Source organism: Rhodococcus sp. Leaf247, from assembly GCF_001426185.1.
GTDB lineage: Bacteria > Actinomycetota > Actinomycetes > Mycobacteriales > Mycobacteriaceae > Rhodococcoides.
In genome coordinates, this window is record NZ_LMRP01000001.1 from 966,465 (window position 1) to 991,081 (window position 24,617).

The window sequence follows — 24,617 nt, forward strand, 5'->3', positions numbered from 1 at the left end:
GGTCAGTCCTTCTTTCCGGCGATGGCGGCGCGGGCGCCGGCGTTGACCACGAAGGTCAGGACGAAGAGAACGAGTCCCGCGGCGATGTACGCACCGGCCTGCAGCTGGTTGTTGAACTCACCGGCTGCCAGTGCGATCTTGGTGGCGAAGGTGTTGCCGCCGTCGAAGAGCGTCCACCCGAATGTTTCCTGGGTGCTGCGGATGATGATGTAGAGCGCGATGGTCTCGCCGAGCGCGCGGCCGAGGCCGAGCATCGAACCGCTGACGAATCCGGACTTGCCGAACGGAATGACGGTGGTGCGCACCACTTCCCAGCGAGTTGCACCGAGTGCGAGCGCAGCTTCGATGTGGCCCTTGGGTGTCTGGACGAACACCTCGCGGGTGACCGCGGCGATGATGGGCAGAATCATCACGGCGAGGACGATGGCACCGGTGAAGATGGTGCCGCCGCCGGCGATGGACACCGAGCCGGTGGCGAACAGCGGGAACCACGCCAGGTTGGTGTTGAGCCACTCGGCTGCCGGGGAGATGGCCGGCGCGAGGACGTAGAGGCCCCACAGGCCGAACACGATCGACGGCACCGCGGCCAGCAGATCGATGACGTATCCCAGAGGACCCGCCAACCGCTTCGGCGCGTAGTGCGTCAGGTAGATCGCGATACCCAGCGCCACCGGCATCGCGAGGATCAGCGCGACGATGGACACGGTGGCGGTCACGAGGAACAGGTCGCGGACGCCGAACAGCATCGCCGACGTGTCCGACGTGCTCCACTGGCCGTCGTACGTGAAGAAGTTGACGGTGTTGTTCTGCAGCGCGGGGATGGCCCGCCACAGGAGGAACCCACCGATCGCGGCGATCAGAACGATGACGAAGACACCGGACCCGGTGGCGAGCGTCGAGAAGATCCGGTCGCCCGGGCGGGTGACCGTACCTGTGGCTTTCTTGTCGGGCACTGGTGTCGGCGCTTCCGTCTTACGAGCGGCGTCGACGGCTGGGATGGTAGCCGGGGTGACGCCGCTGATCGAATGGGTGTCGCTCATACCGCTCACTGTCTCGTGTGGTGGGGTACTTGCGTCGCCTGCATCACTCCGAGGAGCGATGCAGGCGACGACCAGTGTGTCAGGAAATGGCGTTGATCGCCGTCACCAGACGCTCCTTGAAGCTGTCCGGGAGCGGCACGTAACCGGCAGCCTCGAGGCCTTCCTGGCCCTCGTTGGCAGCGCTGAGCAGGAACGACTTGACGCCCGCGGCGGTCTCCGCGTCGTAGCCCTTGGAGCAGACGATCTCGTAGGTCGAGAGCACCAGCGGGTAGGAATCGGCGTCCTTGCTGGCGAACAGTGCGTCGGTGTCGAGCGCGAGGTCGTTTCCGTCACCGGAGAAGGTGACCGTGTCGATCGCCTTGGCGGCGGTCTCGGTGGTGAGCTCGACGGCACCGGCGCCGAAGTCGATCTGCGCCGCGGTCAGGTTCTCCTGATCGGCGAAGCCCTTCTCGACGTAGGTGATGGCGCCCGGGGTGGCGGCAGCGGCCTGAGCGACGCCCGACGAACCGTTGGCGCCCTCGCCCACTCCACCGGCCCAGTCGGAGCTGTGGTCCAGCGTCCAGGACTGCGGTGCGGCGTCGGACAGGAAGCGCTGGAAGTTGTCGCTCGTGCCCGAGGAATCCGAGCGGTAGATCGGCGTGATAGCGGTGGTCGGGAGCGTCGCGCCCTCGTTCAGCGCGGCGATGGCCGGATCGTTCCAGGTGGTGATCTTGCCGGTGAAGATCTGGGCGATGACGTCGGGCGTCAGGACCAGGTCGTCGACACCGTCGAGCGTGTAGGCCACGGCGACCGGGCCGAACACGAGGGGAAGGTTCCACGCCGGGTTGCCGGCGCAGCGCGTGGCAGCCGCGTCGGCCTGCTCTTCCTTGATGGACGAGTCCGAGCCCGCGAAGTCCACGAGACCGGCGACGAACTGGGTACGGCCGTTACCGGAACCGCTGACCGTGTACTCCACTGCCTTGCCGGAGCACACACCCGAGTAGACGGACGTGAAATTGGACATCGCGTTCTGCTGCGCCGACGACCCTTCGCCGGTGACGGGACTCTTGCCCTCGCATGTCGCGGCGGAGTCACCACTGCCGGTGGCCTCGACGTTCGCGTCGGAACCACATGCAGCCAGCGTCAATCCGCCGACAGCCAGTACGCCCATGAGGGCAATGCTGCGCTCGAGCTTCACCTGTCTCCTCCAGAAACAGCCCGTCGCGACCGATCGGTCGGCGGGCGAGAAAAGGATGCGATCACTCGATCGCAACGGTTAGCGTGCGCTACCCGAGGGAGAACGTAAGCGCCGGTGGTGGACGGTGTGCCGCGCCTCCGTGAACGGAAGGTGAACAAGGCGACCGGATGCCCGGAAAGGCATGAGATATCGGTCTCGAGAACGCCGGACGATCAGGCGCGGGCGAACGCCGCATCGACGTGGAACGTGGTGAAACCGAGCTTGCTGTACGTGTGGACGGCGGCCGTGTTGTCCGACTCGACGTAGAGCAGTACCGCGGGCAGTTCGCGATCGGCGAGGTAGCGCAGGCCGGCCAGGGTCAGCAGTGCGCCCAGACCCTTGCCCTGCGCGTTCGGGTCGATGCCGACGACGTAGACCTCCCCGAGTTCGGGGTCGTCGCCGGTCGGGGGGTGAACCTTGGTCCAGTGGAAACCGAGAATCGTGTCGGGATCGTCCGCGGACGTGGCGACGAACAGACCCTCCGGGTCGAACCAGTCCTCGGCTCGACGCTCGTCGATGTCGGCGCCGGTCCAGCCGCCCTGCTCCGGATGCCACGCGAAGGCGGCGTTGTTGACGCGAAGGATCTCGGCGTCGTCGCCGTCGCGATAGGTGCGCAGTGTGATGCCCTCGCGTACGGGGAGTTCCGGAAGCGGGATGTCCGAGCCCAGGGGGCGACGCATCTGCAGCAGCTCCCGGACGACGGTCAAGCCCAGTTTCTCCGCCACGCGATCCGCCGACGGGAGCCTGCCGTGCGCCCACACGCGTGCGGTGGGTGACGGCAGAGCTCGCTCGACCAGCTGCGTTCCGATGCCTCGACCGCGCGCATCGGGGTGGACGACGACCTCGGCCATCGCCGGGGTGTCGCCGTGCTCGGGTGCCAGCGTTGCGTAGCCGACGAGTCGACCATCGTCGAGGGCGAGCAGATGCTCGTCGTCACGGGGTGACTCGACGGCCCGTTCCGCCTGCTCGGACAGTGGCGGAGTGCCGTCGACGACGGTGGCGCGCGCGATCGCGTCGCGGACCAGCTGCGCTTCCTCCGGCGTCGGGCGACGGGAGTCGATCGAGATGTCTGCGGCCATGTCAGGAACCCGACCGGTCGGACGGAGCGAACGAGCTCGAGGCGGAGGACGACACGGGCTGGGGAGCGTCGTCGACGGGCATGTCCGCGTCCAGGTCGGAGGTGTCGTCGGCAGACGACGATCCCTTGCCCGCACGGCTGGGACGGACGGCCTTGTAGCCGACGTTCCGGACGGTACCGATCAGCGATTCGTACTCGGTGCCGAGCTTCGCCCGCAGTCGACGCACGTGGACGTCCACCGTGCGGGTGCCTCCGAAGAAATCGTATCCCCAGACTTCCTGCAGGAGCTGAGCGCGAGTGAACACCCGACCGGCGTGCTGGGCCAAGTACTTGAGCAGCTCGAATTCCTTGTACGTCAGGTCGAGCGGCCGGCCCCGCAGGCGCGCGGTGTACGTGCCCTCGTCGATGACGAGCTCGCCGAGCGTGATCTTTCCCGACGCCTCGGGACTGCTGACTCCGCCGTGGCGGCCGACGAGCAGACGAAGCCTCGCGTCGAGCTCGGCGGGCCCGGTGGTGGGAAGCAGGATGTCGTCGAGTCCCCACTCGGCGTTGACCGCGACCAGCCCGCCCTCGGTGAGGACGGCGACCACGGGAATCGAGGAGCCGGCGCTGCCGAGGAGTCTGCACAGTCCACGTGCCGCCGCGAGGTCGGTGCGGGCGTCGACGAGCGCTATGTCGGCACTGCCGGCTTCGAGGAGAGAGGAGACCTCCGTCGGCGCCGGGCGGACCGTGTGCGCGAGCAGGACCAGGGACGGCAGAACGGACTCCGGGTCCGGGTCGGAGGTCAGCAGCAGTAACTCCACGGGGCCTCCTCGTCTCGTCGGCGGGTCCCACGACCTGCGGTGGGCGGTTGTCGCTGGATCACAGACTAACCTGTCCGGAGTCAGGAACCCTCGCCCACGACGTGCGTCGCGCGGACGAGGGACCTCGATCCCCCGCTGTCATCGCCGTCCGACCGCCCGAGAGGAACTCCGTGCGAAAACTGATCGTCGGGCTCGTCTTCATCCTGGCGCTCGCCCTCGCCGCCGACTTCGGGACCGCTGCGTACTCCGAATATCGGGTTTCACGCGCGCTCCGTGAGGGTGGCGACCTGGTGTCCGACCCCCAGGTGACCATCCACGGGTTCCCGTTCCTGACCCAGGCGGCAGAGGGCAGCTATCGCCGTGTGGAGATACGCGCCCAGGACGTCCCGACGGAGTATGTCGAGAAGACCACCATCGAGGCGACGCTGCGTGACGTGCGGATTCCGCCGTCGGACCTGCTGGACGGGTCGGTGCGCACGGTGCCGATGCGCCAGCTCGATGCGCGCGTCCGTATCGACGCGACGGACCTCGGGCGCTTCCTGCAGATCCCGGATCTGCAGGTGTCGACACCTCCCGCCGACCGATCGGACGGAACCGGCGGATCGGGCGGCTCCGGGGAGACCACGGCCGGGGCCGTGGTGCTGACCGGCACGGTTCCCGTCGGCCCGGTGGATGCGGCCGTCAGTGTCACCGCGGAGCTGGTCCTCGACGGGGACGGCGTCTCGATCGTCGCGTCCGACCTGTATTTCGGCCCGGAGGGTGAGGCGGATTTCACCATTCCCGACTTCCTGAAGCCCGCGGTTCTGGGTCTGTTCACGAAGAAGATCGATGCGCAGCAGCTCCCCTTCGGCATCCTGCCGTCGACGGTCTACGCCGAGGGCGGCCAGATCGTCATCGAGGGCAGCGCTCAGGACGTCACGATCGATCTCGACGAGATCCGCGCACCGTGACCGCCGTTCTCGTCCTCGTCGTCGCACTGGTGCTGGCCGGAGTGGTCGGCCTGTGGCTCAGGCGGCGCGAAGGCGCCGTCCGGTCGACCGAACCCGGCACCGCGTCCGCGAGTCGCGCGGACGCCCTCCGCGCCGTCGGTGTGCGCGACGGCGCGGTGACGGTGCTGCACTTCTCGGCCACGTGGTGCGGTCCGTGCGCGGCCGTGCGCCGGGTGGTGGCCTCCGTGGTCTCCGATCTCGACGCGTCCGGGCGCGCAGTGTCCGACGTCGAGGTCGACATGGACGAACAGCCGCAGCTCGCCCGCGAGTTCGGTGTCATGTCGTTGCCGACGACGTTCGTGCTCGACCCGTCGATGCGGGAGCGCTCGCGTGCGTCCGGGGTGCCATCCGTCGCCGACCTGCGTACCGCGATCCTGGCTGCGTCCGGACCCACGACTTCGTGATCCTCGCCATCGTGCGTACGATGGCCTGCGTGACCGCCAGCCACGAGCTTCTGCTCACCCGACGCCGCACAGTAGATCTGTGCCGCCTCGGCGGCTGTTGCTGCCGTTGCCGCTGACGACGGTCCTTCCCCAGCGCTGATCCGCTCCCGCGCCGCGTGCACCTCACGCCGCCGGTAGAGACGTATCCCGAGGAAGACCATCGGCCGCCCGCGTATCCCGCGTGCCCCGGCCTTCCGCGCTCGGTCCCACCACTCTTTCCTCACCGCAGGAGCATCTCGATGCCAACTCCCACCGCGAGTCCCTCACAGGTCGACGTGCGGGGTCCCCGGTTCGTCGCCTGGGTCACCACCGTCGTCCTGGTCGTCACTCTCCTCGTCTCCACCGTGTCCCTCTCCGCGGCCGCGATCATCCTGGGTCTGCAGACTCTCGTCTTCGCCTACGGCGCTGCCGCAGGTCCGGCCGCACACCCCTACGGCCGCGTCTACGCCGCAGTGGTCGCACCACGGCTCGGGCCGGTGCAGGAGAAGGAACCGGCGACACCTCTGCGGTTCGCGCAGGGCCTGGGGTTCGTGTTCGCGGTCGTCGGCACGGCAGGCTTCGCTCTCTCCTCCACCGCCGTCGGGACGATCGCTACCGGACTCGCCCTGTTCGCAGCCGTCCTGAACGCCGCCTTCGGTATCTGCCTGGGCTGCAAGATCTACCCACTCGCGAGCCGGCTCCTGCCTGCTCGACAAGCCATCTCCTGATCCACCCGTCACCTGTAGAAGAAGAATCGAAAGGAACCACATGGCTCGCTCCGACGTCCTGGTCACTGCCGACTGGGCCGAGCAGAACCTGCATGCTCCCAAGACCGTGTTCGTCGAGGTCGACGAGGACACCAGCGCCTACGACACCGGCCACATCGAGGGTGCCGTGAAGCTCGACTGGAAGTCCGACCTCCAGGATCCGGTCCTTCGCGACTTCCTCAACCAGGAGCAGTTCTCCGACCTGCTGTCGACCCGCGGCATCGCCAACGACGACACCGTGATCCTCTACGGCGGCAACAACAACTGGTTCGCCGCGTACGCGTACTGGTACTTCAAGCTGTACGGCCACAAGGACGTTCGTCTGCTCGACGGCGGCCGCAAGAAGTGGGAACTGGACGGTCGTCCGCTCAGCACCGACGCCGTCTCGCGCGAGACCACGTCGTACAAGGCCGAGGCTCCCGACCTGTCGATCCGCGCGTTCCGCGACGAGGTCATCGCCGCCATCGGCACCAAGAATCTCCTCGACATCCGCTCCCCCGACGAGTACTCCGGCAAGATCCTCGCGCCGGCGCACCTCCCCCAGGAGCAGAGCCAGCGTCCGGGCCACATCCCCGGAGCCGTCAACGTTCCGTGGAGCAAGGCTGCCAACGAGGACGGCACCTTCAAGTCCGACGAGGAACTAAAGGAGCTCTACGACGGTGTCGGCATCGATCCCGCCAAGGGCACCATCGCGTACTGCCGCATCGGCGAGCGTTCGTCGCACAGCTGGTTCGCACTGACCCAGCTGCTCGGCTACGACAACGTCAAGAACTACGACGGCAGCTGGACCGAGTACGGCTCCCTCGTCGGAGCACCGATCGAGTTGGGAGCGTAAGACATGTGCGGAGCACCAGTTCAGGGACAGACCCTTCCGGCCGGCGTCGACATCGAGAAGGAAACGGTCATCACCGGCCGCGTCCTCGCGAAGTCGGACGGCCAGCCCGTGGGCGGCGCGTACGTGCGTCTGCTCGACAGCACCGGTGAGTTCACCGCCGAGGTCGTCGCATCGGGAACCGGTGACTTCCGGTTCTTCGCTGCGCCGGGCACGTGGACGCTGCGCGCCCTGTCCGCCAGTGGCAACGGCGACGTCACCATCTCCCCCGAGTCCGCCGGACTTCACGAGGCAGAGATCGCCATCGGCGCCTGACCGCCTCCGATCGACAAGAGCCCCGCCCGAGCAGTTCTCGGGCGGGGCTCTTCGCGTTCGTCTCTACTTGCCGGGTTCGGGCGGCAGTCCGAGCGACTTCAGCACTTCTTCCCATGTCGACGGCACGGTCTCCGTCGGCGTGGCCGGCGGTGCGAGGTACCCGGGGGCCACCGGGGGGATCACCCGGGGAGCCCCGACGCCGTCGGCTGCCGGCGGGACGGCCGGCTCGGTCACCGGCGGCTTCTCACTCTCGTCCCTCGCGATGTCGGTGATCCACCGGATCAGCTTCTCGCTCTCCCAGTCCCTACCGTTGTCCGGGAAGTTGTCCCAGTAGTAGAGGTGCTGGAGGAACCCGAGCTCGATGTACGGCTTCTCCCACAGCTGCGGGATGTCCGCGTTGTCCGCGGCGAAACCCTTCGCTTCGGCCGCCAGCTTCGCCTCGACGACACTGCGGCCCGGTCCCATGGCCCACTGCGCGGCGTCGAACATCTCCTGCGGCGACGGCGCAGGCTCGTCGGCGGTGGGTTCGGTGCGGTCGGACACGCGCAGCATGACGTCGAGAACGGACTCGTCGGACGTCGCGAATCCGGGGTCGGAGAACACGTGCGCGATGGTGCGCGCGGCCACGTCGGACGACACGGCGGCGAACTCGGTGACCGTCCGTGCGGGGTCGAGAAGTGTGAAGTGCATGCGCCCGAACACGTTCAGCGCCAACGGGAGTACGCCCAGATTCTCGGGGGCGTCGCAGGCGATGTCCATCGGACGGCAGGCCCACCGGATCTTGTCGGTCAGCGTTCCGTAGTCCTTCGGCTCCGAGGACATGAAGCCGCCCCCGGGAGGTCCCGGCTTGTCCAACGACGCGGTGCCCGCGGGTCGGTAGGGATCGCCGACGAGGGCGACCCCGGCGATGTCGTCGGACGTGACGTGGGCCGTCGACGGGCGTGACCCGATGTCGACGGCCAGACGTTCGACCGCTTCGGCGCCGACGCTGTAGCCGAGCAGGACGTACTTCGTCGACGTCCCGCACGCAGTCTTGTTCTCGTCGATCATCCGGGTCATCGTGCTCAGGCCCTCGCGCACCGACTCCTGGTAGGTGGGCACCGGATCGGCCACCGCGACGCCGTACTCGGAGGCATAGGGGACGTAGACCCACCCGACGCGTCCGGGGTACTCGGCGTTGGCCTCACCCGTCGGAACGGTCACGTTGCCGACCCAGTTCGACCACGGCAGTCGGTCGACCTCGTCGACGGGATTCCTGTCCGACTCCGAGTCGGTCGCTCCCGTGATCGCGACGATCAGGACATCGGGGCAGTCGTAGGCGTAGTTGTTCGGATCCTGGTCGACCTTGTTTCCCAGGCCGAACGTGTCCAGTACGGACTCGACCGGGTCGTCGCCGAGGCCGAGCGGATCCGACGGTGTGATCGGGGCGGCCGCGGCGACGGACGTCTGCAGGACACTCACCGCCAGCAGGGCCGTCGCACACACGGCGAACACTCGTGTGGCGGCTCCACCGGGCGACATCCGCCCCGTCCTCGACTCCATGACCCTCTTCACCGGCACCTCTCCGACCACGTATCTGCAGTTCCGACATCGGAACGCTCCGACCCTATGCAACCCGGCGGCCGTTCGGACCGACGCGAGCTTGTCATCGGTCACAAGGTCTGCGGCCCGAACAGTCGGGCGCCCGGGCCAGGAACGACGACCGACGCGCCGCGGTCTACACTCGATACGTGGTCATCTTCTTCGAGGTACTCCTGGTGCTGGCGTCGATTCTCATCGCCTGGTTCTCCCTGTACGTGGTCTACCGCTTGGTCACCGACGAGTCGTGAGCAGTCCGTTCGACGACGGCCGGTCCGGCAGCGCATCGCCACGCCTGAGTGGTGACGAGGCAGTAGCGCGCGCCGAGGATCGGGCCAAGGAGACTGCGGGTCGCAACATCCCGGTGCTCCCCGACCTTCCGGCGACCGACGACACCGCCAATCTGCGACTCGGCGTCGACATCTCGCATTCCGTTCTGGCCCTCCTCCCCCTCGTGGGCGTGTGGCGGGGCGACGGTGAAGGACATGACGCCGACGGCGACTACACCTTCGGCCAGCAGATCATCGTGAGTCACGACGGCGGCCCGTACCTGACGTGGGAGTCCCGGACCTGGCGCACCGACGCCGACGGCGCCTACACGGCCGAGGATCTTCGCGAGTCCGGCTTCTGGCGCGTCAGCGGATCCGGCATCGCGGGTGCCGAGGACGAGGAAACTCTCGAGCTTCTGCTGACACACGCGACCGGCCTCATCGAGCTCTACTACGGGCGCGCGCTGACACAGTCGTCGTGGGAGTTGGCCACCGACGTCGTCATCCGCACCACCTCCGCCGCGCTCGTGGGCGGGGCGAAGCGTCTGTACGGCATCGTCGACGGCGGCGATCTGGCGTATGTCGAGGAGCGCGTCGGACCGGACGGCGATCTCGCCCCCCGATTGTCCGCACGCCTCGCCCGCTACGTCGGCTGACCTCTACTCAGCGCTCGCTTCGGCATCGTCCTTCGAGGACGACTCGTCGTCGGAGTCGGCCTTCTCCGGATCGAAGTCGGCGAACGCGGTTCCCGACACGGTGCCGTTGGTGCCCGGCAGTGTGACCGTCTCGCGGGCGCCCGTCTTGTACCGGTCGTTCAGTCCGTCCATCTTCTCGCCGGCGCGGTCGAGGTCCTCCTGCGTCAACTCGGGGCCCACCGTGTCCTCGTTCGACGTGGTCGTGTCGGCATCGTCGGACTCTGTGGTCTCGGTGGTCTCGCTGCTGCGGTCGTCAGTCATGCACCCACACTGACACACCGTCGGCGTCGCCTCGGCAGAACGGGAAAGACCGTCGTCGGTAATGGTCCCGATCGACCCCGGACATGACGCGACCCCCGAGCCCTACCGGTACACCCTTGCGGGAGTACGGGTCTCGGTCTGGACGGACCGAGGGCTCGGGGGTCGGGTAGCTGCCTGGTATTCGCCCGCCGCTCGCGCGGTGAGTGATATCCGTCAGCGGGTGCGGCTAGCGGGCAGCCACCTCACGCGTCCAAGAGTCATACAATTCCAGACCACCTCCTCTCTCGTGTACTGACGACGCTACGCGTGGAACAGCGCGCTCTGCAACGGCTTTTTCTCGGAGCGAACAGACGATGTCCGGACCGCGCCGGCAGGGGCCTCGCCGCGGACGTGGAGTGTGCGCACACCATTCGGTACCGGACTGTGCGTCACGACCACGACGGACCGCTCCGGCTCGAACAGTCCGCCTGCGGGGTCGAGCGCCGCGGAGAGAAGCCGAGCCGACGATGCGTCGTCCAGGTGCTCGGTGGGTTCGTCGACGACCAGCACCGACGCTCGCGACACCACCGCCCGCGCCAGGAGCAGTCGACGACGCTGCCCGCCGGATATCGCTCGATCCCCGCCTTCCAGCAGGGTGTGCAGTCCCCCGGGCAGGGTCTCGACCCAGTCACCGAGACCCACTCGCTGCACGGCGTCCAGAGCGTCGCGCTCGGTGAGGTCGCCGCGCACCACCCGAAGATTCTCCAGCACGGTCGTCTCGAAGACGTGTGCGTCCTCGGCGAAGTAGGTCACCTCGGCGCGCAACCAGTCCTCGGGCACGTCGTCGATCGGGTGACCCGCCACGCGCACCTCCCCCGAGATCGCCGGCACGAGCCCGGCGAGTGTCATGGCCAGAGTCGACTTGCCGATGCCGCTCGGGCCCACGATCGCTATGCGCGCACCGGGTTCCAGACGCAGCGACACAGGCGCGGTGTGGGCGCGCCCGCGGCCGGCGACCACGGCGTCCCCCTCGAGACTCACATCCCCGGTGGGGACCGACCGATCGGCGGCCGCGTGTCCGGGGCCCGCCGAGTCGACCAGAGCCATGATGCGCCGGGCCGCCGCGGAGCCTCGCACCAGAGCGACAGCCGCCGCAGGCACGGCCCCTGTCGCCTCGAAGGCCGCGAGGGGCACGAGGACGACGACGGCCAGGCCCGTCGGATCGGCACCCCCGGAGAATCCCGTTCCGCTCCCGTAGGCCGCGATGCCCGTGATGAGCGCTCCGAGAACGGCGGCCCCCATCGACAGGGGCGTCGCCGCAGCGGACAACGCGGACCACGTTCCGGCGCGATCCTGCGCTGCGGCGGCGGCCGCGTCCGCCTCGTCCGCCCGGCGTCGGACGTCCGCCAGACGGCCCGAGACGCGCAATTCGGCGGCGTGGTCGACGGCCGTGACGGCATGTCCCGCATAGTCGGCCCGCGCGAGAAGCAGGGCCTGCGCCGACGCCGTCTCGGCCCGACCCGCGAGCCACGGCGCGACGACACCGGACACGAACAGTGCTGCGGCGAGGATCGTCGCGGCTGCGGGCGACCACACGGCGACCACACCGACCGCCGCGACCGAGATCACCGACGCGACCGCGACGGGGACGAGCGCGCGCACCACCACGTCGCCGACGGCGTCCACGTCGGCGCCGGTACGCACGAGGAGATCTCCCCGTCGCAGAGTTACGGAGGCCGACGAATTCCCCTGCGCAAGAATGTGATACAGCGAGGACCGCGCCGACACCATTCCTCGCAACGCGACATCGTGGGTCGCCAACCTCTCGAGGTAGCGGCACAGGCCGCGAGTGATTCCGAGGGCGCGCACCGCGACGACGGCGACGGACAGGTGCAGCACCGGGGGCATCTGCCATGCCCGCGTGATGAGCCACGCCGACAGCGCCGACAGCGCGAGCGCGCTGCCGAGCGTCGCGACTCCCGCCAGGACGGCGCGGATCATCCTGCGCGGCTCGAGGTCGAGAAGACGCACAGCCCTCACGAGGTCGTTCATGCCGGCACCGCCGGTCGGCTCGCCGTCACGACACCGTCCGCGACCGCGAGCAACTCGGGCGCGTGCCCCACCACGACGACGGTGCGGCCGGATCGCGCCGCCGCGACGAGCGACTCGAGCACGCGTGCAGTACATTCCGGATCCAGGTGAGCAGTCGGTTCGTCCAGGAGCAGCACGGGCGCGGCGGACGCGAGAGTCCGCGTCAGAGCAAGTCGTTGCGCCTCCCCGAGGGACAAGCCGGCTCCCCCTGCACCCAGCACGGTCGAGCGTCCGTGCTCCAGCGTCGCGAGGACACGGTCGAATCCGGTGGCGCGCGCCGCCGCGTCGACGTCTCCACCCGCCCCGAGGTCGAGGTTGTCCGCGACAGTTCCGGCGACGATCGCCGGCCGCTGCGGGAGCCATGCGACACGGTCCCACCAGGTCTCCAGGTCCACCCTCGACAGGTCGAGACGTCGACCGTCGGACGAGATCAGCTCGACGCGGCCCTCGTCGGGTTCCACGAGACCCAGGATGGTCGCGAGAATCGTGGATTTGCCGGTGCCGTTCGCACCGGTCAGGACGGTCACCTCGCCGGGCCGGAACGTCGCGTCCACACCCGAAGGCGCCCACCCGTCGCGGCCGCGCACCGATACTCCGGTGAGCTCGACGGTGAGGGCACCGGTCGGCGGTGCCTGCGTGCGGAAGCCGGGACGTGCAGAGCCCTCGGTGGATTCGAGCAGGGCGAAGGCCCGACCGGCGGCCTCGGTCCCGTCCTCGGAGGCGTGGAACGCGCTGCCCAGCGCACGGAGAGGGAGGTAGACCTCGGGTGCCAGGACGAGGGCGATGATACCGGCGGTCAGCCCCATCTCGCCGTACACGAGTCGCAGGCCGATCGTCACCGCGACGAGCGCCACACCGAGCGTCGCGAGCAGCTCGAGGACCATCGACGACAGGAAGGCGACGCGCAGCGCCGACATGGTCCGACGTCGGTGGCTCTCTCCCAGCTCGGCGATCCGCGCCGCGGGTCCGTCCTGACGGCCCAGTGCGCGCAACGTCGGGATGCCCGCCAGCAGATCCATCGTCCGAGCGGACAGTCGCGCCATCGCATCCAGTGTCCGACGCGATCGGCCGCGCGTCAGGAGCCCGATGAGCACCATGAACACCGGGATCGTCGGCAGGGTCACCACGACGATCACCGCGGACAGGGGGTCGACGAGGGCGATGACGAGAACCGTTGCGGGAGTGACGATTGCTGTCAGCACCAACGCCGGAAGGTAGTCGGTGAGGTAGGGCGCCAGTCCGTCGAGTCCCCGCGTGAGCACTGTCGTCCACTCACCACGATCGTCCACCCCGCGGAGGTCGCGACAAGTGGTCGCGGCATCGAGAAGGTCGGCCTTGAGACCACGCACGACCCGGAGCGCGGACCGTTGCGCGTACCGGGACCTCGCCCACGTCGCGATGCTGCGAACGACGACGGCGCATCCGAGGACGACCAGCTCGGCAGTCCAGGCGCCGGGATCACGACGCGACGGGTCGGTGATCGCTCCGCCCAGCACGGTGCCGACCATGACGGCGACGACGATGACGCAGGCGGTGGTCACCGAGGAGAAGACCACCGACCCGACGAGGTAGCGCCGGACCGGTGCGGACCGTGTCCACAGGCGAGGATCTATCGGACCCGACCGCGTGCTCACGGCGCCCTCGTCAGACCGATCGACGGCGGGATGTGCTGTGACCCGATGCGGCGGCGGAACACCCAGTAGGTCCAACCCTGGTACGCGAGCACGACCGGCGCGACGATCGCCGACAGCCACGACATGATGCGCAACGTGTAGGCCGAGGACGATGCGTTGTCGACGGTCAGCGAGAACGCGTCGTCGATCGTCGACGGCATGACATCGGGAAACAGCGAGCAGAACAGCAGCAGCACCGCGCTCGCTATGGTCACCGTCGTTCCGACGAACGCCCACCCGTCACGCCCGCGAGCGAGAGCGGACGCAGCCGCCGCGAGCCCGGCGACCGCCGCGAGGACCAGCCACCATGTCCACCCCTTGCCGTGTGCGACCTGGGTCCACAGCGCGAACACCCCGGTGACCGCGGCGACCGGAAGGAGCAGCCGGGCAGCAAGAGTCGACGCGTCGTCGTGTACCTCGCCGGCAGTCTTCAGCGCGATGAACACGGCGCCGTGGAACGCGAACAGCAGCGCCGTCGTCGCGCCGCCCAGCAGGGCGTACGGCGAGAGCAGGTCGAGCAGTCCGGACGTCACCTTCTTGTCGGCGTCGATCGCGACACCACGGACGATGTTGGCGAAGGCCACGCCCCACAGCACGGCAGGCACCCACGACCCGATACCGATACCCAGGTCGCACCGCCGACGCCACACCGGATCATCGATCTTGCCGCGGTACTCGATAGCGCAGATGCGGAGGATGAGCGCCACGAGGATCAGCAGCAACGGCAGGTAGAAGCCGGAGAAGAGCGTCGCGTACCACTCGGGGAAGGCCGCGAACAGCACTCCTCCCGCCGTGATGAGCCAGACCTCGTTGCCGTCCCAGACCGGACCGATGGTGTTCAGCACGACTCGCCGCCGGGTCTCGCCGTCCTCTCGCCGCGACGACCCCAGGATCGGCATGAGCATGCCGACGCCGAAGTCGAAACCCTCGAGGACGAAGTATCCGACGAACAACGCGGTCACGACGACGAACCAGAACTCGGGTGTACCCATGTCCATCTCCTCCTAGTAGGCGAACGACAGGGGACGCGCGTCGGCGTCGTCGCTGCCGTCGTCGTCGCGGTCGTCGTCGTGTGGATGCCGGTCGTGCTCGAGAGGTCCCGCCTGCACGTAGCGCTTCATCAGCAGGAACCAGACCGCGCCGAGTCCCGCATACAGAACCGTGAAGGTGATCAGGGATGTGAGAACGAGGCCGACCGGGTGGTCGGAGACGCCCTGGTCGACCGTCAGACGGATCATGTCGACACCCGTAGGATTCGGCGCGACGATCCACGGCTGGCGTCCCATCTCGGTGAAGATCCATCCCGCGCTGTTGGCCAGGAACGGCGTCGGGATCGCCAGGATCGACAACCGGGAGAACCACCGCTGATCCGGGACCCGGCCCCCACGAGTAACCCACAGACCGGCGAGGGCGAGCACGGCCGAACCCGCTGCGAGACCGATCATCATGCGGAATGCCCAGTAGGTGACGAAGAGGTTGGGCCGGTAGTTGCCGGGGCCGTACTGCTGCTCGTACTGCTGCTGCAGCTCCGTCACTCCCTGCACCGTCGCGTTCAGGTCGCTCTCGGCAAGGAAGGACGTCAGTCCCGGTATCGCGACGATGTGCTGGACGCTGTCGCAGTTGTTGTGGGTGCCGATGGTCAGGATGGAGAACGACGCACCGGTCTCGGTGTGGCACAACGATTCGGCGGACGCCATCTTCATCGGTTGCTGGTCGAACATCAGCTTGCCCTGGATGTCGCCGGTGATCGCCAGCGCGGCGCCGGATGCGATCATGACCACGAACGCCATGCGCGCGGCCGGACGGAACATGGTGCGCGCCTGCGATGTCGGGCCGGTCTCACCCTGCCGTGCACTGCGGACCATCCACCACCCGGCGATGCCGGCGACGAACGTCGCTGCGGTGAGGAAGGATCCGGCGACCGCGTGCGGGAAGGCTGCCAGCGCGGTGTTGTTGGTGAGCATTGCCCAGATGTCGATCAACTCGGCACGGCCCGTGTCCGGGTTGTAGACGGCGCCGACCGGATGCTGCATCCAGGAGTTGGCCGCGATGATGAAGTACGCGGACGCGTTGACGCCGATGGCCACCAGCCAGATCGTGGCCAGGTGAACGACTTTCGGCAGGCGCTGCCACCCGAAGATCCACAGACCGAGGAAGGTGCTCTCGAGGAAGAAGGCCACCAGGCCTTCGAGAGCGAGCGGGGCACCGAAGACGTCGCCGACGAAGCGCGAGTACTCCGACCAGTTCATACCGAACTGGAATTCCTGGACGATGCCGGTGGCGACACCGAGAGCGAAGTTGACCAGGAAGAGCTTGCCGAAGAACTTGGTCAGCCGATACCAGGAATCCTTGCCGGTGATCACCCACATCGTCTGCATCGCCGCGACGATCGGAGCGAGTCCGATGGTCAGCGGAACCAGCAGGAAGTGGTAGACGGTAGTAATTCCGAACTGCCATCGTGAGACATCGAGTGCGTCCATGCCCAGCTTCTTCTCGTCGGCGGCGAGGCGGGACTCCGCCTACGACGCAGACGTTACTACTACGCGTAGTAGTAGGCGATGGAATGTGTGCACCGTTACCCGGGCGTCAGCGCATGACGGCGGCGTCCACGAGGTCCCGCACGATGCGGTCGGTCGGCCGCTCGCGGTAGGTCGTGGAATCGAGCGTGTGCACGCGCGCGGCGAGCGTCACCGACGACACCAGCCAGACACTGTCCGCGAGAATGAGATCCGCGACGCGCAGCGGTGCGTGCTCGGTGCTGAAGCCGGCGTCCCCGGCGATCTCGAACAACGCGTCGACGGTGGTTCCGCGCAGCACACCGTGCTCGACGGGCGGCGTCACCATGCGGCGGCCCGTGATCGAGAGCACCGTCGACCGTGGCCCCTCGAGCACGTGCCCCTCGGTGCTGCGGAACACCACGTCGTCGACGCCGGCACGGGCCGCGTGCCGCAGTGCCGCCATGTTGGTCGCGTAGGACAGCGTCTTGGCGCCGAGGAGCGTCCACGGGGACGTCTCCCCCGCATCGATGGAGTAGCCGCGAGACAGGGTCATCGCCGACACGCCCTTCGCGCGCGATCGCGCCACTCTCTCCGAGACCTCGGAGACCGTCACCAACCCGGTGGGCGCCCCGCCGGAGTCCGACTCCCGGCCGCGGCTCAGATAGAGGCGCATGGCGCCTTCACCGGACCCGGTCCGCTCCCACTCCGCCACGGCCACCGACACCGCCGCGCGCCATGCCTCGGCGTCGGGCTCGTCGAGATCGAGCATGTCCGCCGAACTGGCGAGGCGCGCCAGATGGGCGTCGAGTCGACACGCTTTCCCGTCGCGGATCAGAATCGTCTCGAAGACGCCGTCACCACGGACCGCACCGAGATCGTCGGCATGCAGAACTGGGGCGGTCGGGTCCTGTACGACGCCGTCGAGGGTCACCACAACTCGTGAAGTCATGACCCCGAGGGTAGTGCCGTGGTAAGAAACCGGACGCGCTCCTAGACTGGGTGCGTGTCCGAGATTCCCGCAGTGACGTCCTCATCCGTGCTCGCTCGACCGGGTGCCGTCCGATCTCCCGACGACGGACCGGACCGCGGAACTGCATGGCACTACGGTGACCCGTTCGGCGAGCAGCGCGCCACTGCCACCACGGCAGCCGTCATCGACCGCTCGACCCGCTTCGTCATCGCCATCACCGGCGAGGAGCGCCTGACGTGGCTGAACACGATCTCCAGCCAGCAGGTCGCGACGTTGACCGACGGCTCGTCCGCCGAGAATCTCAGCCTGGACGTCAACGGTCGAGTCGAGCACCACATGGTCATGACCGACATCGACGGAACCACGTGGATCGACACCGAGGCCGATCGGGGGCCCGATCTGCTGGCGTTCCTCACCAAGATGGTGTTCTGGTCGAAGGCGGCCCCGCGGCGCGGCTCCGAACTCGTCGTCCTCTCCCTGCTCGGACCGAAGGCACCGTCGATCCTGCGCGCCGTCGGCACCGAGGTTCCCGATGCCGCGTATCAGGCAACGCTTCTGGTCCCCGGGGATCCGTCCTCGGGGTTCGTCCGGAGGATGCCGTGGCCGGCGCGCGTCGACTCGTTCGACGTGCTGGTCCCCGCGGCCTCGCTGGACGAGTGGTGGGCCAAGTTCGTCGTCGCCGGTGCGCGCGAAGCCGGCAGTTGGGCGTTCGAGGCACTGCGGGTCGAGTCCGGACGCCCGCGCATCGGCCTCGACACCGACGACCGAACGATCCCGCACGAGGTCGGCTGGATCGGCGGTGTCACGGAGTTCGGGGCGGTGCACCTGGACAAAGGGTGCTATCGCGGCCAGGAAACCGTCGCCCGCGTCCACAACCTGGGCAAGCCACCCCGTCGCCTGGTACTCCTGCACCTCGACGGATCCGCCGACGGCCGCCCCGAGACCGGTGACGACGTGACGGTCGGTGGACGCGCAGTGGGCCGTCTCGGCACCGTCGTCGACCACTTCGAGCTGGGCCCGATCGCCCTCGCGCAGATCAAGCGGGCGGTTCCGGTGGACACCACGCTCGACGCGGGTCCGTGCGCGGCCTCGATCGATCCCGAGTCGTACACGGCCGACACCGCCGTGCAGGCGGGCCGCGCTGCCGTGGATCGGCTGCGAGGTCGGTGACGAGCGCTGCAACGGGACGTGTCCTGTCGGTGTGCGTCGTGCACACCATCCATCCCATCTCACGGCCCGCCGTCGTGGACTCGGCCATCGACAAGCGCGCGGTCGAGGGTCCGGTCGCCGTCGACGAGAACGGGCTGCACGGCGATCGTTCCTGTGACACGAAGTTCCACGGCGGCGCCGATCAAGCCGTGTACGCCTACGACGAGTCCGAGGCGATGCGCTGGGCGGTGGATCTGGTTCGCGACGTTCCGGCCGGATACTTCGGCGAGAACCTCCGGGTCACCGGCATCCCCGTGACGGACGCGGTCGTCGGCACCCTGTGGTCGGTGGGTACCGCCGTCCTCGAAGTCACGATCCCTCGACGTCCGTGCGCGGCATTCGCTCGGTGGACGCAGGAGCAGACGTGGGTCAAGCGTTTCACCGAGCGCGCCGACGTCGGCGCATACCTGCGCGTGGTCCGGCCGGGCGTCCTCACCGCGGGTGATGCGATCGAGATCACGATGGTGCCCGATCATGGCGTGACCGTCCGCGATCTGTTCGTCGGGGACTCCGCGGACGCGATGGCGACCCTTCTCGAGACCCCCGGCCTGGCCCCCAAGGTGTATCGGGAGGCTCGGGACATGGCAGCGCGAGCGGCGCGGCGCACATCGTCGGTGTGACACCGGATCCGGTGGAAGCGCAGACCCGATTCGCACGCTAGAGTGTGGTCAGGAAGAACACACAATCAGACGGGGCCGCCAAAAAATCCCAGGCCGCCCCGCTATTCGCGAGGGGGTTAGCCATGGGCCGCGGCCGGGCTAAGGCAAAGCAGACCAAAGTTGCACGTGAGCTCAAGTACAGCTCACCGTCCACGGACTTCGAGAGTCTCCAGAAGGAGCTCGCAGGTTCCCCCGACTCGCACCGCAACGGCATCGCCGACCGGGAGCCATCCCGGCACGACGATGACGAATACGACGACTGGCGGCGCTGACCGCACCCCCTGATCGGGGATCATCCACTCTTCACACCGCAACCGTGCGGGGCGTTCCGAATCCGGGACGCCCCGCACGGTTGCGCGTGGTGCGTGTAGTCGTCATCGGACACACAGAATCGCCCGGGACAGGAATCCTGCCCCGGGCGATCTGTTCGTCTGTCAGAAGCGCGGGTGGTTGCCCATCAGCACTGCGCGCTCGTCGGTCCCGGTGTCGGCCGACTTCTTCACGGTGCCCAGCGTCCAGCACTCGATGTGGCGTGCGGTCAGCACCGCGAGCGCCCGGTCGACATCTTCGGGCGCCACGATCGCGACCATACCGACGCCCATGTTGAACGTCCGGTCCATCTCCTCGCGCTCGACGCGGCCGCGCTGCGCGATCATCGCGAAGACCGGCGCGGGGCTCCACGTTCCACGGTCCAGTTCCGCGACCAGACCCTTCGGCATGACGCGCGCGAGGTTCGCCGCGAGTCCGCCGCCGGTGACGTGGCAGAACGTCCGCACGTCGGTCTCCGCGGCGAGCGCGAGGCAATCCTTGGCGTAGATGCGCGTCGGCTCGAGCATTTCCTCGCCGAGCGTGCGGCCGAACTCCTCGACGTGACCGGTCAGGGACATACGGCTGATGTCGAGAAGGACCTTGCGCGCCAACGAGTAGCCGTTGGAATGCAGACCCGACGATCCCATCGCGATGACGACGTCACCCGGGCGGACCCGGTCCGGTCCGAGCACCTGATCGGCTTCGACGACGCCGACGCCGGTGGCGGACAGGTCGTACTCACCGTCGGCCATCATGCCGGGGTGTTCCGCGGTCTCTCCGCCGAGCAGGGCGCATCCCGCGAGGATGCATCCGTCGGCGATTCCCTTCACCAGCTGCGCGACATGCTCCGGGACGACGCGGCCGACGGCGATGTAGTCCTGCAGGAACAACGGTTCCGCGCCGCAGACGACGAGGTCGTCGACGACCATGGCGACGAGGTCGAGCCCGACCGTGTCGTGCTTGTCCAGAGCCTGGGCCACCGCGATCTTGGTGCCGACTCCGTCGGTGGAGGCTGCGAGCAGCGGCTCCCGGTAGCCACCCTTCAGGGCGAACAGACCGGCGAACCCTCCGAGCCCACCCATGACCTCGGGCCGCGACGCGCGCTTGGCCAGCGGCGCGAACAGCTCGACAGCGCGATCACCGGCTTCGATGTCCACTCCCGCTGCTGCATACGAGGCGCCGGCGCCGTGCTGGTGGGTGTCATCGGTCATGGGTGTACTGCTCCAGCCTGATCTGAGGGATGCCCGTGCGGGTCGAGTGCGGCCCTAACGGTACCGGAGGACTATCGGTCCCCACGGTCTCGTGTCACCTCGGGGCGAGGAATGGCCGCGATGAGGCGCTTGGTGTACTCCTCCGCCGGATCACGCAGGATGCGTCCCGGTGTGCCGAGTTCCACGACGGCGCCGCCCCGCAGCACCGCCACCCGGTGTGCGAGACGGTCGACGACAGCGAGATCGTGACTGATGAACAGGCAGGCGAAACGGAGTTCGGTCTGCAGTTCCTCGAACAGGTCCAGCACAGCGGCCTGCACCGAGACGTCGAGCGCGCTGGTGGGCTCGTCCGCGACCAGCAGATCGGGCTTGAGCACGAGTGCGCGGGCCAGAGATGCTCGCTGCCGCTGACCACCGGACAGCTCGTGCGGGTAGCGCTTCTCGGTGCCCTTCGGCAGCTGCACCGCATCCAGCCACTCGGTCACCGTGCGTGCGATCTCTGCTTTGGACCCGCTCTTGTGCACGATCATCGGTTCGGCGACGCACTGGCCGACCGTCAGCCGCGGATTCAGCGATGTCGACGGGTCCTGGAAGACGAACCCGAAACGCTTGCGCAGACTCTTCAGCGCCGATCCTCGGAGCCGGCCGATGTCCTGCCCGAGCACGTCGACCTCGCCGGACGTCGGCTTCTGCAGCGCTGCGACGCACCGGCCGATCGTGGACTTGCCGGAGCCCGACTCCCCCACCAGCCCCAACGTCTCGCCGCGGTGCAGGTCGAACGTCACCGAGTCGACGGCGCGGAAGACGGACTGTCCGATACCGCCGGGGAACTGCACGACCAGGTCGCGCACGGACAGGACGACCTCGTCCTCGATGGTGCGGTCCGAGATCTGCGGGTCCAGCGTCGGGACGGCAGCCAGGAGCTTCTTCGTGTAGTCGGCCTTCGGTGCCTCGAACAGATCGTGCACCGAGGCTTCCTCGACGACTTCGCCGTCCTTCATCACCACGACACGGTCCGCGATGTCCGCGACGACACCCATGCTGTGGGTGATCAGCACGATCGCGCACCCCAGCCGGTCCTTGAGGTCCCGCAGCAGGTCGAGGATCTCCGCCTGCACCGTGACGTCGAGAGCCGTCGTCGGCTCGTCGGCGATGATGACCTTCGCCTCGCACGAGATGGCGATCGCGATCATCACGCGCTGCTTCTGACCACCGGACAGCTCGTGCGGGTAGTAGCCGAATCGCCGCTCGGGGTCGGGGAGACCGACCATCGTGAGCAGTTCGATCGCACGCGCTCGGGCGGCCTTCTTGTCGCGGGTCTTCCCGTCGGGGCCGGCGTGAGCTCGCAAGGCCTCGACGATCTGGTAGCCGACGGTGAACAGCGGGTCGAGTGCGCTTCCCGGTTCCTGGAAGACCATCGCGATCGCGTTGCCGCGGAGGTCGGCCCACTGCTTGTCGCTGAGCGAGGTGACCTCGCGCGTACCGACGGTGACGGACCCCCCGACCTTCGCGGTGTCGGGAAGCAGTCCGATGGCGGACCGCACACTGACCGACTTCCCGGAACCCGATTCACCGACCACGGCCAGCACCTCGCCGGGGAACACCTGGAAACTCACGCCCTTCACGGCGTCGACGGATCCCGCGTCGGTGGCGAAGCTGACCGACAGGGCCTCGAGTGTCAAGGCGGCCGGAGTCGACGCTGTCATGAGGCGTCCTTCTGCTTGCGACGTGTACGGAGAACGGGATTGAGTGTCTCGCTGACGGATTCGCCCACCATGGTCATGCCGAGCACGACCAGGACGATGGCGGTTCCGGGGAAGATCGACGTCCACCAGATGCCGTTGGAGATGTCCGGCAACGCCTTGTTGAGGTCGTATCCCCACTCGGACGCGGACGTCGGCTCGATGCCGAACCCGAGGAATCCGAGACCGGCGAGCGTGAGGATGGCCTCGGCGCCGTTCAGCGTCAGGATCACAGGAAGCGTCTGGGTGACGTTGGCGAGAATGTGGCGGAACATGATGCGCAGCGGACTGGCTCCGGTCACACGAGCGGCGTCCACGTACGGCTCCGTCTTGACCGACACGGTCGCGTTGCGCACCACCCGGAAGTACTGCGGCACGAAGACCGCCGTGATCGCGATGGCGGCGGACAGGACACCGCCGAAGCTGGAGGATTGACCACCCGCCACGACGATCGAGACGACAACCGCCAGAAGCAGACTGGGGAACGCGTACATCGCGTCCATGAACAGCACCAGCACGCGGTCGACCCATCGACCGATGTATCCGGAGATCAGACCGAGCGGGACACCCACCACGATCGAGAGCACCAGCGACGTCACGATCACCAGGAGTGCCGTGCGCGCGCCGTAGACGACGCGGGAGAACACGTCCTCGCCGCGGACCGACGTACCGAAGATGTGATCGGCGCTCGGCGCCGCCTGACGTGCGAATTCGACTCCGTCGGAGGAGGTCTGGGAGAAGCTGTACGGCGCGATCAGCGGCGCGAAGACGGCCATGATCACGAACAGCGCGACCAGGACGAGGCCGATGACGATGGTCGCCTTCTGCAGCCCGGCGCTGGATCGGATGATCGACAGACCCGGTACACCGCGGCGTCGTTTCGGGGTCTCGATTGCGCCGACGGTGACCTCGATACTCATCAGAACCTCACTCGTGGGTCGACGATCGCCACGATGGCATCGGTGAGGAAGCTGATGACGGCCACGACGATCGCCAGGAACGTCACGATGCCCTGCACGGCGATGAAGTCACGGGCTTGCAGGTAGCGGGCCAGCTGGTAGCCCAACCCCTGCCATTCGAAGGTGGTCTCGGTGAGCACGGCACCGCCCAGCAGCATGGCGATCTGCAGTCCCATCACCGTCACGACGGGAATGAGTGCGTTGCGGAAGGCGTGCCGACGTGCGACGACGCGCGACGAGAGTCCGCGCGCACGAGCAGCTTCCACGTATCCGGACTGCAACGTCTGCAGCAGGTTGACTCGGACGAGGCGCAGGAACACACCGGCCGTCAGGAGCCCGAGTGCGACGGCGGGGAGGACGGCGTGCTTCAGCACGTCGACCGTGTAGCTCGGCTCGCCGTAGAGGATCGAGTCGATCAGCAGGATGTTCGTCTTCGGTGACACGTTCTGCAGAGCGAGTTCGACGTTGGTGCTTGCGCGGCCGGCGACGGGCAGCCACCCGAGTTTCACGGCGAAGACCAGCTTGAGCAGCATGCCGACGAAGAACACCGGGGCCGCGTAGAACAGGATCGCGAGGATGCGGAGCGTGCCGTCGGAGATCGAGTCCCGACGCGTCGCCGCATAGAAGCCGAGTGGGATCCCGACGGCGAAGGCGACGAGCAACGCCCAGAACGCGAGTTCGAGCGTGGCGGCACCGTTGGTGATCAGCACACTGCTGATCTCCTGGTTGCTGGTGGCGCTACGGCCGAAGTCGCCGCGCAGCAGTCCCGAGAGGTACTCCCAGTACTGCACCAGGATCGGCCGGTCGTAACCGGCCGCGGCGCGTCGTTCGGCGATCTGATCGGCGGGCAGTCGTCCACCGAGGGCAGCACTGATGGGATCGCCGAGAACGCGCATGAGGAAGAAGACGACCGTGACCAGGATCCATGCCGTGGGAATGATCAGCAGGAACCGGATCACGAGATAACGGGCGAGCGCGCCGTAGCGTGACGACGCGCTCGCCCGTGACTGCTTCCCCACCGACGCCTCGTCGGGCGTGGTGGTGACCATGGA

Annotated in this window: 24 protein-coding genes; 9 read left to right on the forward strand and 15 right to left on the reverse strand. The window is 68.0% G+C overall.

The annotated features are described in order from the left end of the window. Nucleotides 1-2: 2 nt before the first annotated feature. The 4 genes from pstC to ASG64_RS04585 all read right to left on the reverse strand — a co-directional run bounded on the left by pstC (nt 3) and on the right by ASG64_RS04585 (nt 4,137). A complete protein-coding gene (gene pstC / locus ASG64_RS04570) occupies nt 3-1,040 on the reverse strand; it encodes a phosphate ABC transporter permease subunit PstC (protein ID WP_056070401.1) in 1,038 nt (345 codons plus the stop codon). A 79-nt stretch (nt 1,041-1,119) separates the two neighbouring features. Beyond that, complete coding sequence (gene pstS, locus ASG64_RS04575) at nt 1,120-2,217, reverse strand: phosphate ABC transporter substrate-binding protein PstS (RefSeq protein ID WP_056070404.1); 1,098 nt, start codon at nt 2,215-2,217, stop codon at nt 1,120-1,122. A gap of 212 nt (nt 2,218-2,429) precedes the next feature. Beyond that, on the reverse strand, nt 2,430-3,335 hold the full coding sequence (gene mshD / locus ASG64_RS04580) for a mycothiol synthase (RefSeq protein ID WP_056070407.1): 906 nt from the start codon (nt 3,333-3,335) through the stop codon (nt 2,430-2,432). A 1-nt stretch (nt 3,336) separates the two neighbouring features. Next, nucleotides 3,337-4,137: a winged helix-turn-helix transcriptional regulator gene (locus tag ASG64_RS04585; RefSeq protein ID WP_056070410.1), complete on the reverse strand. Its 801-nt coding sequence runs from the start codon at nt 4,135-4,137 to the stop codon at nt 3,337-3,339. Between the two features lie 170 nt (nt 4,138-4,307). Between ASG64_RS04585 and ASG64_RS04590 the strand changes: the two genes are divergently transcribed. The 5 genes from ASG64_RS04590 to ASG64_RS04610 all read left to right on the forward strand — a co-directional run bounded on the left by ASG64_RS04590 (nt 4,308) and on the right by ASG64_RS04610 (nt 7,462). Continuing rightward, nucleotides 4,308-5,087: an LmeA family phospholipid-binding protein gene (locus ASG64_RS04590; protein ID WP_042573879.1), complete on the forward strand. Its 780-nt coding sequence runs from the start codon at nt 4,308-4,310 to the stop codon at nt 5,085-5,087. Continuing rightward, nucleotides 5,084-5,530 carry a TlpA family protein disulfide reductase gene (locus tag ASG64_RS04595; protein ID WP_056070412.1) on the forward strand — a complete coding sequence of 149 codons (447 nt, stop codon included), beginning with the start codon at nt 5,084-5,086 and terminating at the stop codon, nt 5,528-5,530. Before ASG64_RS04590 ends, ASG64_RS04595 begins: the two co-directional genes overlap by 4 nt. Nucleotides 5,531-5,808: 278 nt before the next feature. Further along, complete coding sequence (locus ASG64_RS04600) at nt 5,809-6,276, forward strand: DUF4395 domain-containing protein (protein ID WP_056070416.1); 468 nt, start codon at nt 5,809-5,811, stop codon at nt 6,274-6,276. A 40-nt stretch (nt 6,277-6,316) separates the two neighbouring features. Further along, nucleotides 6,317-7,150, forward strand: a complete 834-nt coding sequence (locus tag ASG64_RS04605; RefSeq protein ID WP_042573882.1) for a sulfurtransferase — start codon at nt 6,317-6,319, stop codon at nt 7,148-7,150. A 3-nt stretch (nt 7,151-7,153) separates the two neighbouring features. Beyond that, nucleotides 7,154-7,462 (forward strand): DUF1416 domain-containing protein, encoded by a 309-nt coding sequence (locus tag ASG64_RS04610; RefSeq protein ID WP_042573883.1) that lies wholly within the window; start codon nt 7,154-7,156, stop codon nt 7,460-7,462. 63 nt (nt 7,463-7,525) lie between these two features. Here ASG64_RS04610 and ASG64_RS04615 read toward each other — a convergent pair whose 3' ends face one another. Further along, nucleotides 7,526-9,004: a cutinase family protein gene (locus tag ASG64_RS04615; RefSeq protein ID WP_235579484.1), complete on the reverse strand. Its 1,479-nt coding sequence runs from the start codon at nt 9,002-9,004 to the stop codon at nt 7,526-7,528. Nucleotides 9,005-9,287: 283 nt separating this feature from the next. Here ASG64_RS04615 and ASG64_RS04620 point away from each other — a divergent pair, with 283 nt between their 5' ends. Next, the gene (locus ASG64_RS04620) at nt 9,288-9,965 is read left to right on the forward strand and encodes an FABP family protein (RefSeq protein ID WP_056070418.1); all 678 of its coding nucleotides are present in this window, start codon (nt 9,288-9,290) and stop codon (nt 9,963-9,965) included. 3 nt (nt 9,966-9,968) lie between these two features. Here the strand turns inward: ASG64_RS04620 and ASG64_RS04625 are convergent, their stop codons facing one another. From ASG64_RS04625 to ASG64_RS04650, 6 genes are all read right to left on the reverse strand, one after another. Continuing rightward, entirely contained in the window at nt 9,969-10,265 is a 297-nt protein-coding gene (locus tag ASG64_RS04625) for a hypothetical protein (RefSeq protein WP_052493162.1), read from the reverse strand. A gap of 300 nt (nt 10,266-10,565) precedes the next feature. Beyond that, the gene (gene cydC, locus ASG64_RS04630) at nt 10,566-12,296 is read right to left on the reverse strand and encodes a thiol reductant ABC exporter subunit CydC (protein WP_056070421.1); all 1,731 of its coding nucleotides are present in this window, start codon (nt 12,294-12,296) and stop codon (nt 10,566-10,568) included. Then, the gene (cydD, locus tag ASG64_RS04635; protein WP_056070426.1) at nt 12,293-13,969 is read right to left on the reverse strand and encodes a thiol reductant ABC exporter subunit CydD; all 1,677 of its coding nucleotides are present in this window, start codon (nt 13,967-13,969) and stop codon (nt 12,293-12,295) included. Before cydD ends, cydC begins: the two co-directional genes overlap by 4 nt. Then, a complete protein-coding gene (gene cydB / locus ASG64_RS04640) occupies nt 13,966-15,000 on the reverse strand; it encodes a cytochrome d ubiquinol oxidase subunit II (RefSeq protein WP_042573919.1) in 1,035 nt (344 codons plus the stop codon). The genes cydD and cydB overlap by 4 nt, the downstream gene beginning before the upstream one ends. 12 nt (nt 15,001-15,012) lie before the next feature. Then, nucleotides 15,013-16,488, reverse strand: a complete 1,476-nt coding sequence (locus ASG64_RS04645; RefSeq protein ID WP_056070428.1) for a cytochrome ubiquinol oxidase subunit I — start codon at nt 16,486-16,488, stop codon at nt 15,013-15,015. A 106-nt stretch (nt 16,489-16,594) separates the two neighbouring features. Beyond that, nucleotides 16,595-17,455, reverse strand: coding sequence for an aminodeoxychorismate lyase (locus ASG64_RS04650; protein ID WP_056070431.1), 861 nt, complete (start codon nt 17,453-17,455; stop codon nt 16,595-16,597). A gap of 54 nt (nt 17,456-17,509) precedes the next feature. Between ASG64_RS04650 and ygfZ the strand changes: the two genes are divergently transcribed. The 3 genes from ygfZ (at nt 17,510) to ASG64_RS04665 (ending at nt 19,616) form a co-directional block, all read left to right on the forward strand. Then, nucleotides 17,510-18,646 carry a CAF17-like 4Fe-4S cluster assembly/insertion protein YgfZ gene (gene ygfZ, locus ASG64_RS04655; protein WP_056070434.1) on the forward strand — a complete coding sequence of 379 codons (1,137 nt, stop codon included), beginning with the start codon at nt 17,510-17,512 and terminating at the stop codon, nt 18,644-18,646. Then, a complete protein-coding gene (locus ASG64_RS04660) occupies nt 18,643-19,305 on the forward strand; it encodes an MOSC domain-containing protein (RefSeq protein WP_056070438.1) in 663 nt (220 codons plus the stop codon). The genes ygfZ and ASG64_RS04660 overlap by 4 nt, the downstream gene beginning before the upstream one ends. A gap of 122 nt (nt 19,306-19,427) precedes the next feature. Beyond that, on the forward strand, nt 19,428-19,616 hold the full coding sequence (locus ASG64_RS04665; RefSeq protein ID WP_042573921.1) for a DUF3073 domain-containing protein: 189 nt from the start codon (nt 19,428-19,430) through the stop codon (nt 19,614-19,616). A gap of 162 nt (nt 19,617-19,778) precedes the next feature. Here ASG64_RS04665 and purM read toward each other — a convergent pair whose 3' ends face one another. From purM to ASG64_RS04685, 4 genes are all read right to left on the reverse strand, one after another. Beyond that, nucleotides 19,779-20,864: a phosphoribosylformylglycinamidine cyclo-ligase gene (gene purM / locus ASG64_RS04670; protein WP_056070442.1), complete on the reverse strand. Its 1,086-nt coding sequence runs from the start codon at nt 20,862-20,864 to the stop codon at nt 19,779-19,781. Nucleotides 20,865-20,935: 71 nt separating this feature from the next. After that, nucleotides 20,936-22,570 (reverse strand): ABC transporter ATP-binding protein, encoded by a 1,635-nt coding sequence (locus tag ASG64_RS04675; RefSeq protein ID WP_056070443.1) that lies wholly within the window; start codon nt 22,568-22,570, stop codon nt 20,936-20,938. Further along, nucleotides 22,567-23,526: an ABC transporter permease gene (locus tag ASG64_RS04680; protein WP_042573893.1), complete on the reverse strand. Its 960-nt coding sequence runs from the start codon at nt 23,524-23,526 to the stop codon at nt 22,567-22,569. The genes ASG64_RS04675 and ASG64_RS04680 overlap by 4 nt, the downstream gene beginning before the upstream one ends. Next, nucleotides 23,526-24,614: an ABC transporter permease gene (locus tag ASG64_RS04685; protein ID WP_082042958.1), complete on the reverse strand. Its 1,089-nt coding sequence runs from the start codon at nt 24,612-24,614 to the stop codon at nt 23,526-23,528. Before ASG64_RS04685 ends, ASG64_RS04680 begins: the two co-directional genes overlap by 1 nt. Nucleotides 24,615-24,617 lie beyond the last annotated feature (3 nt).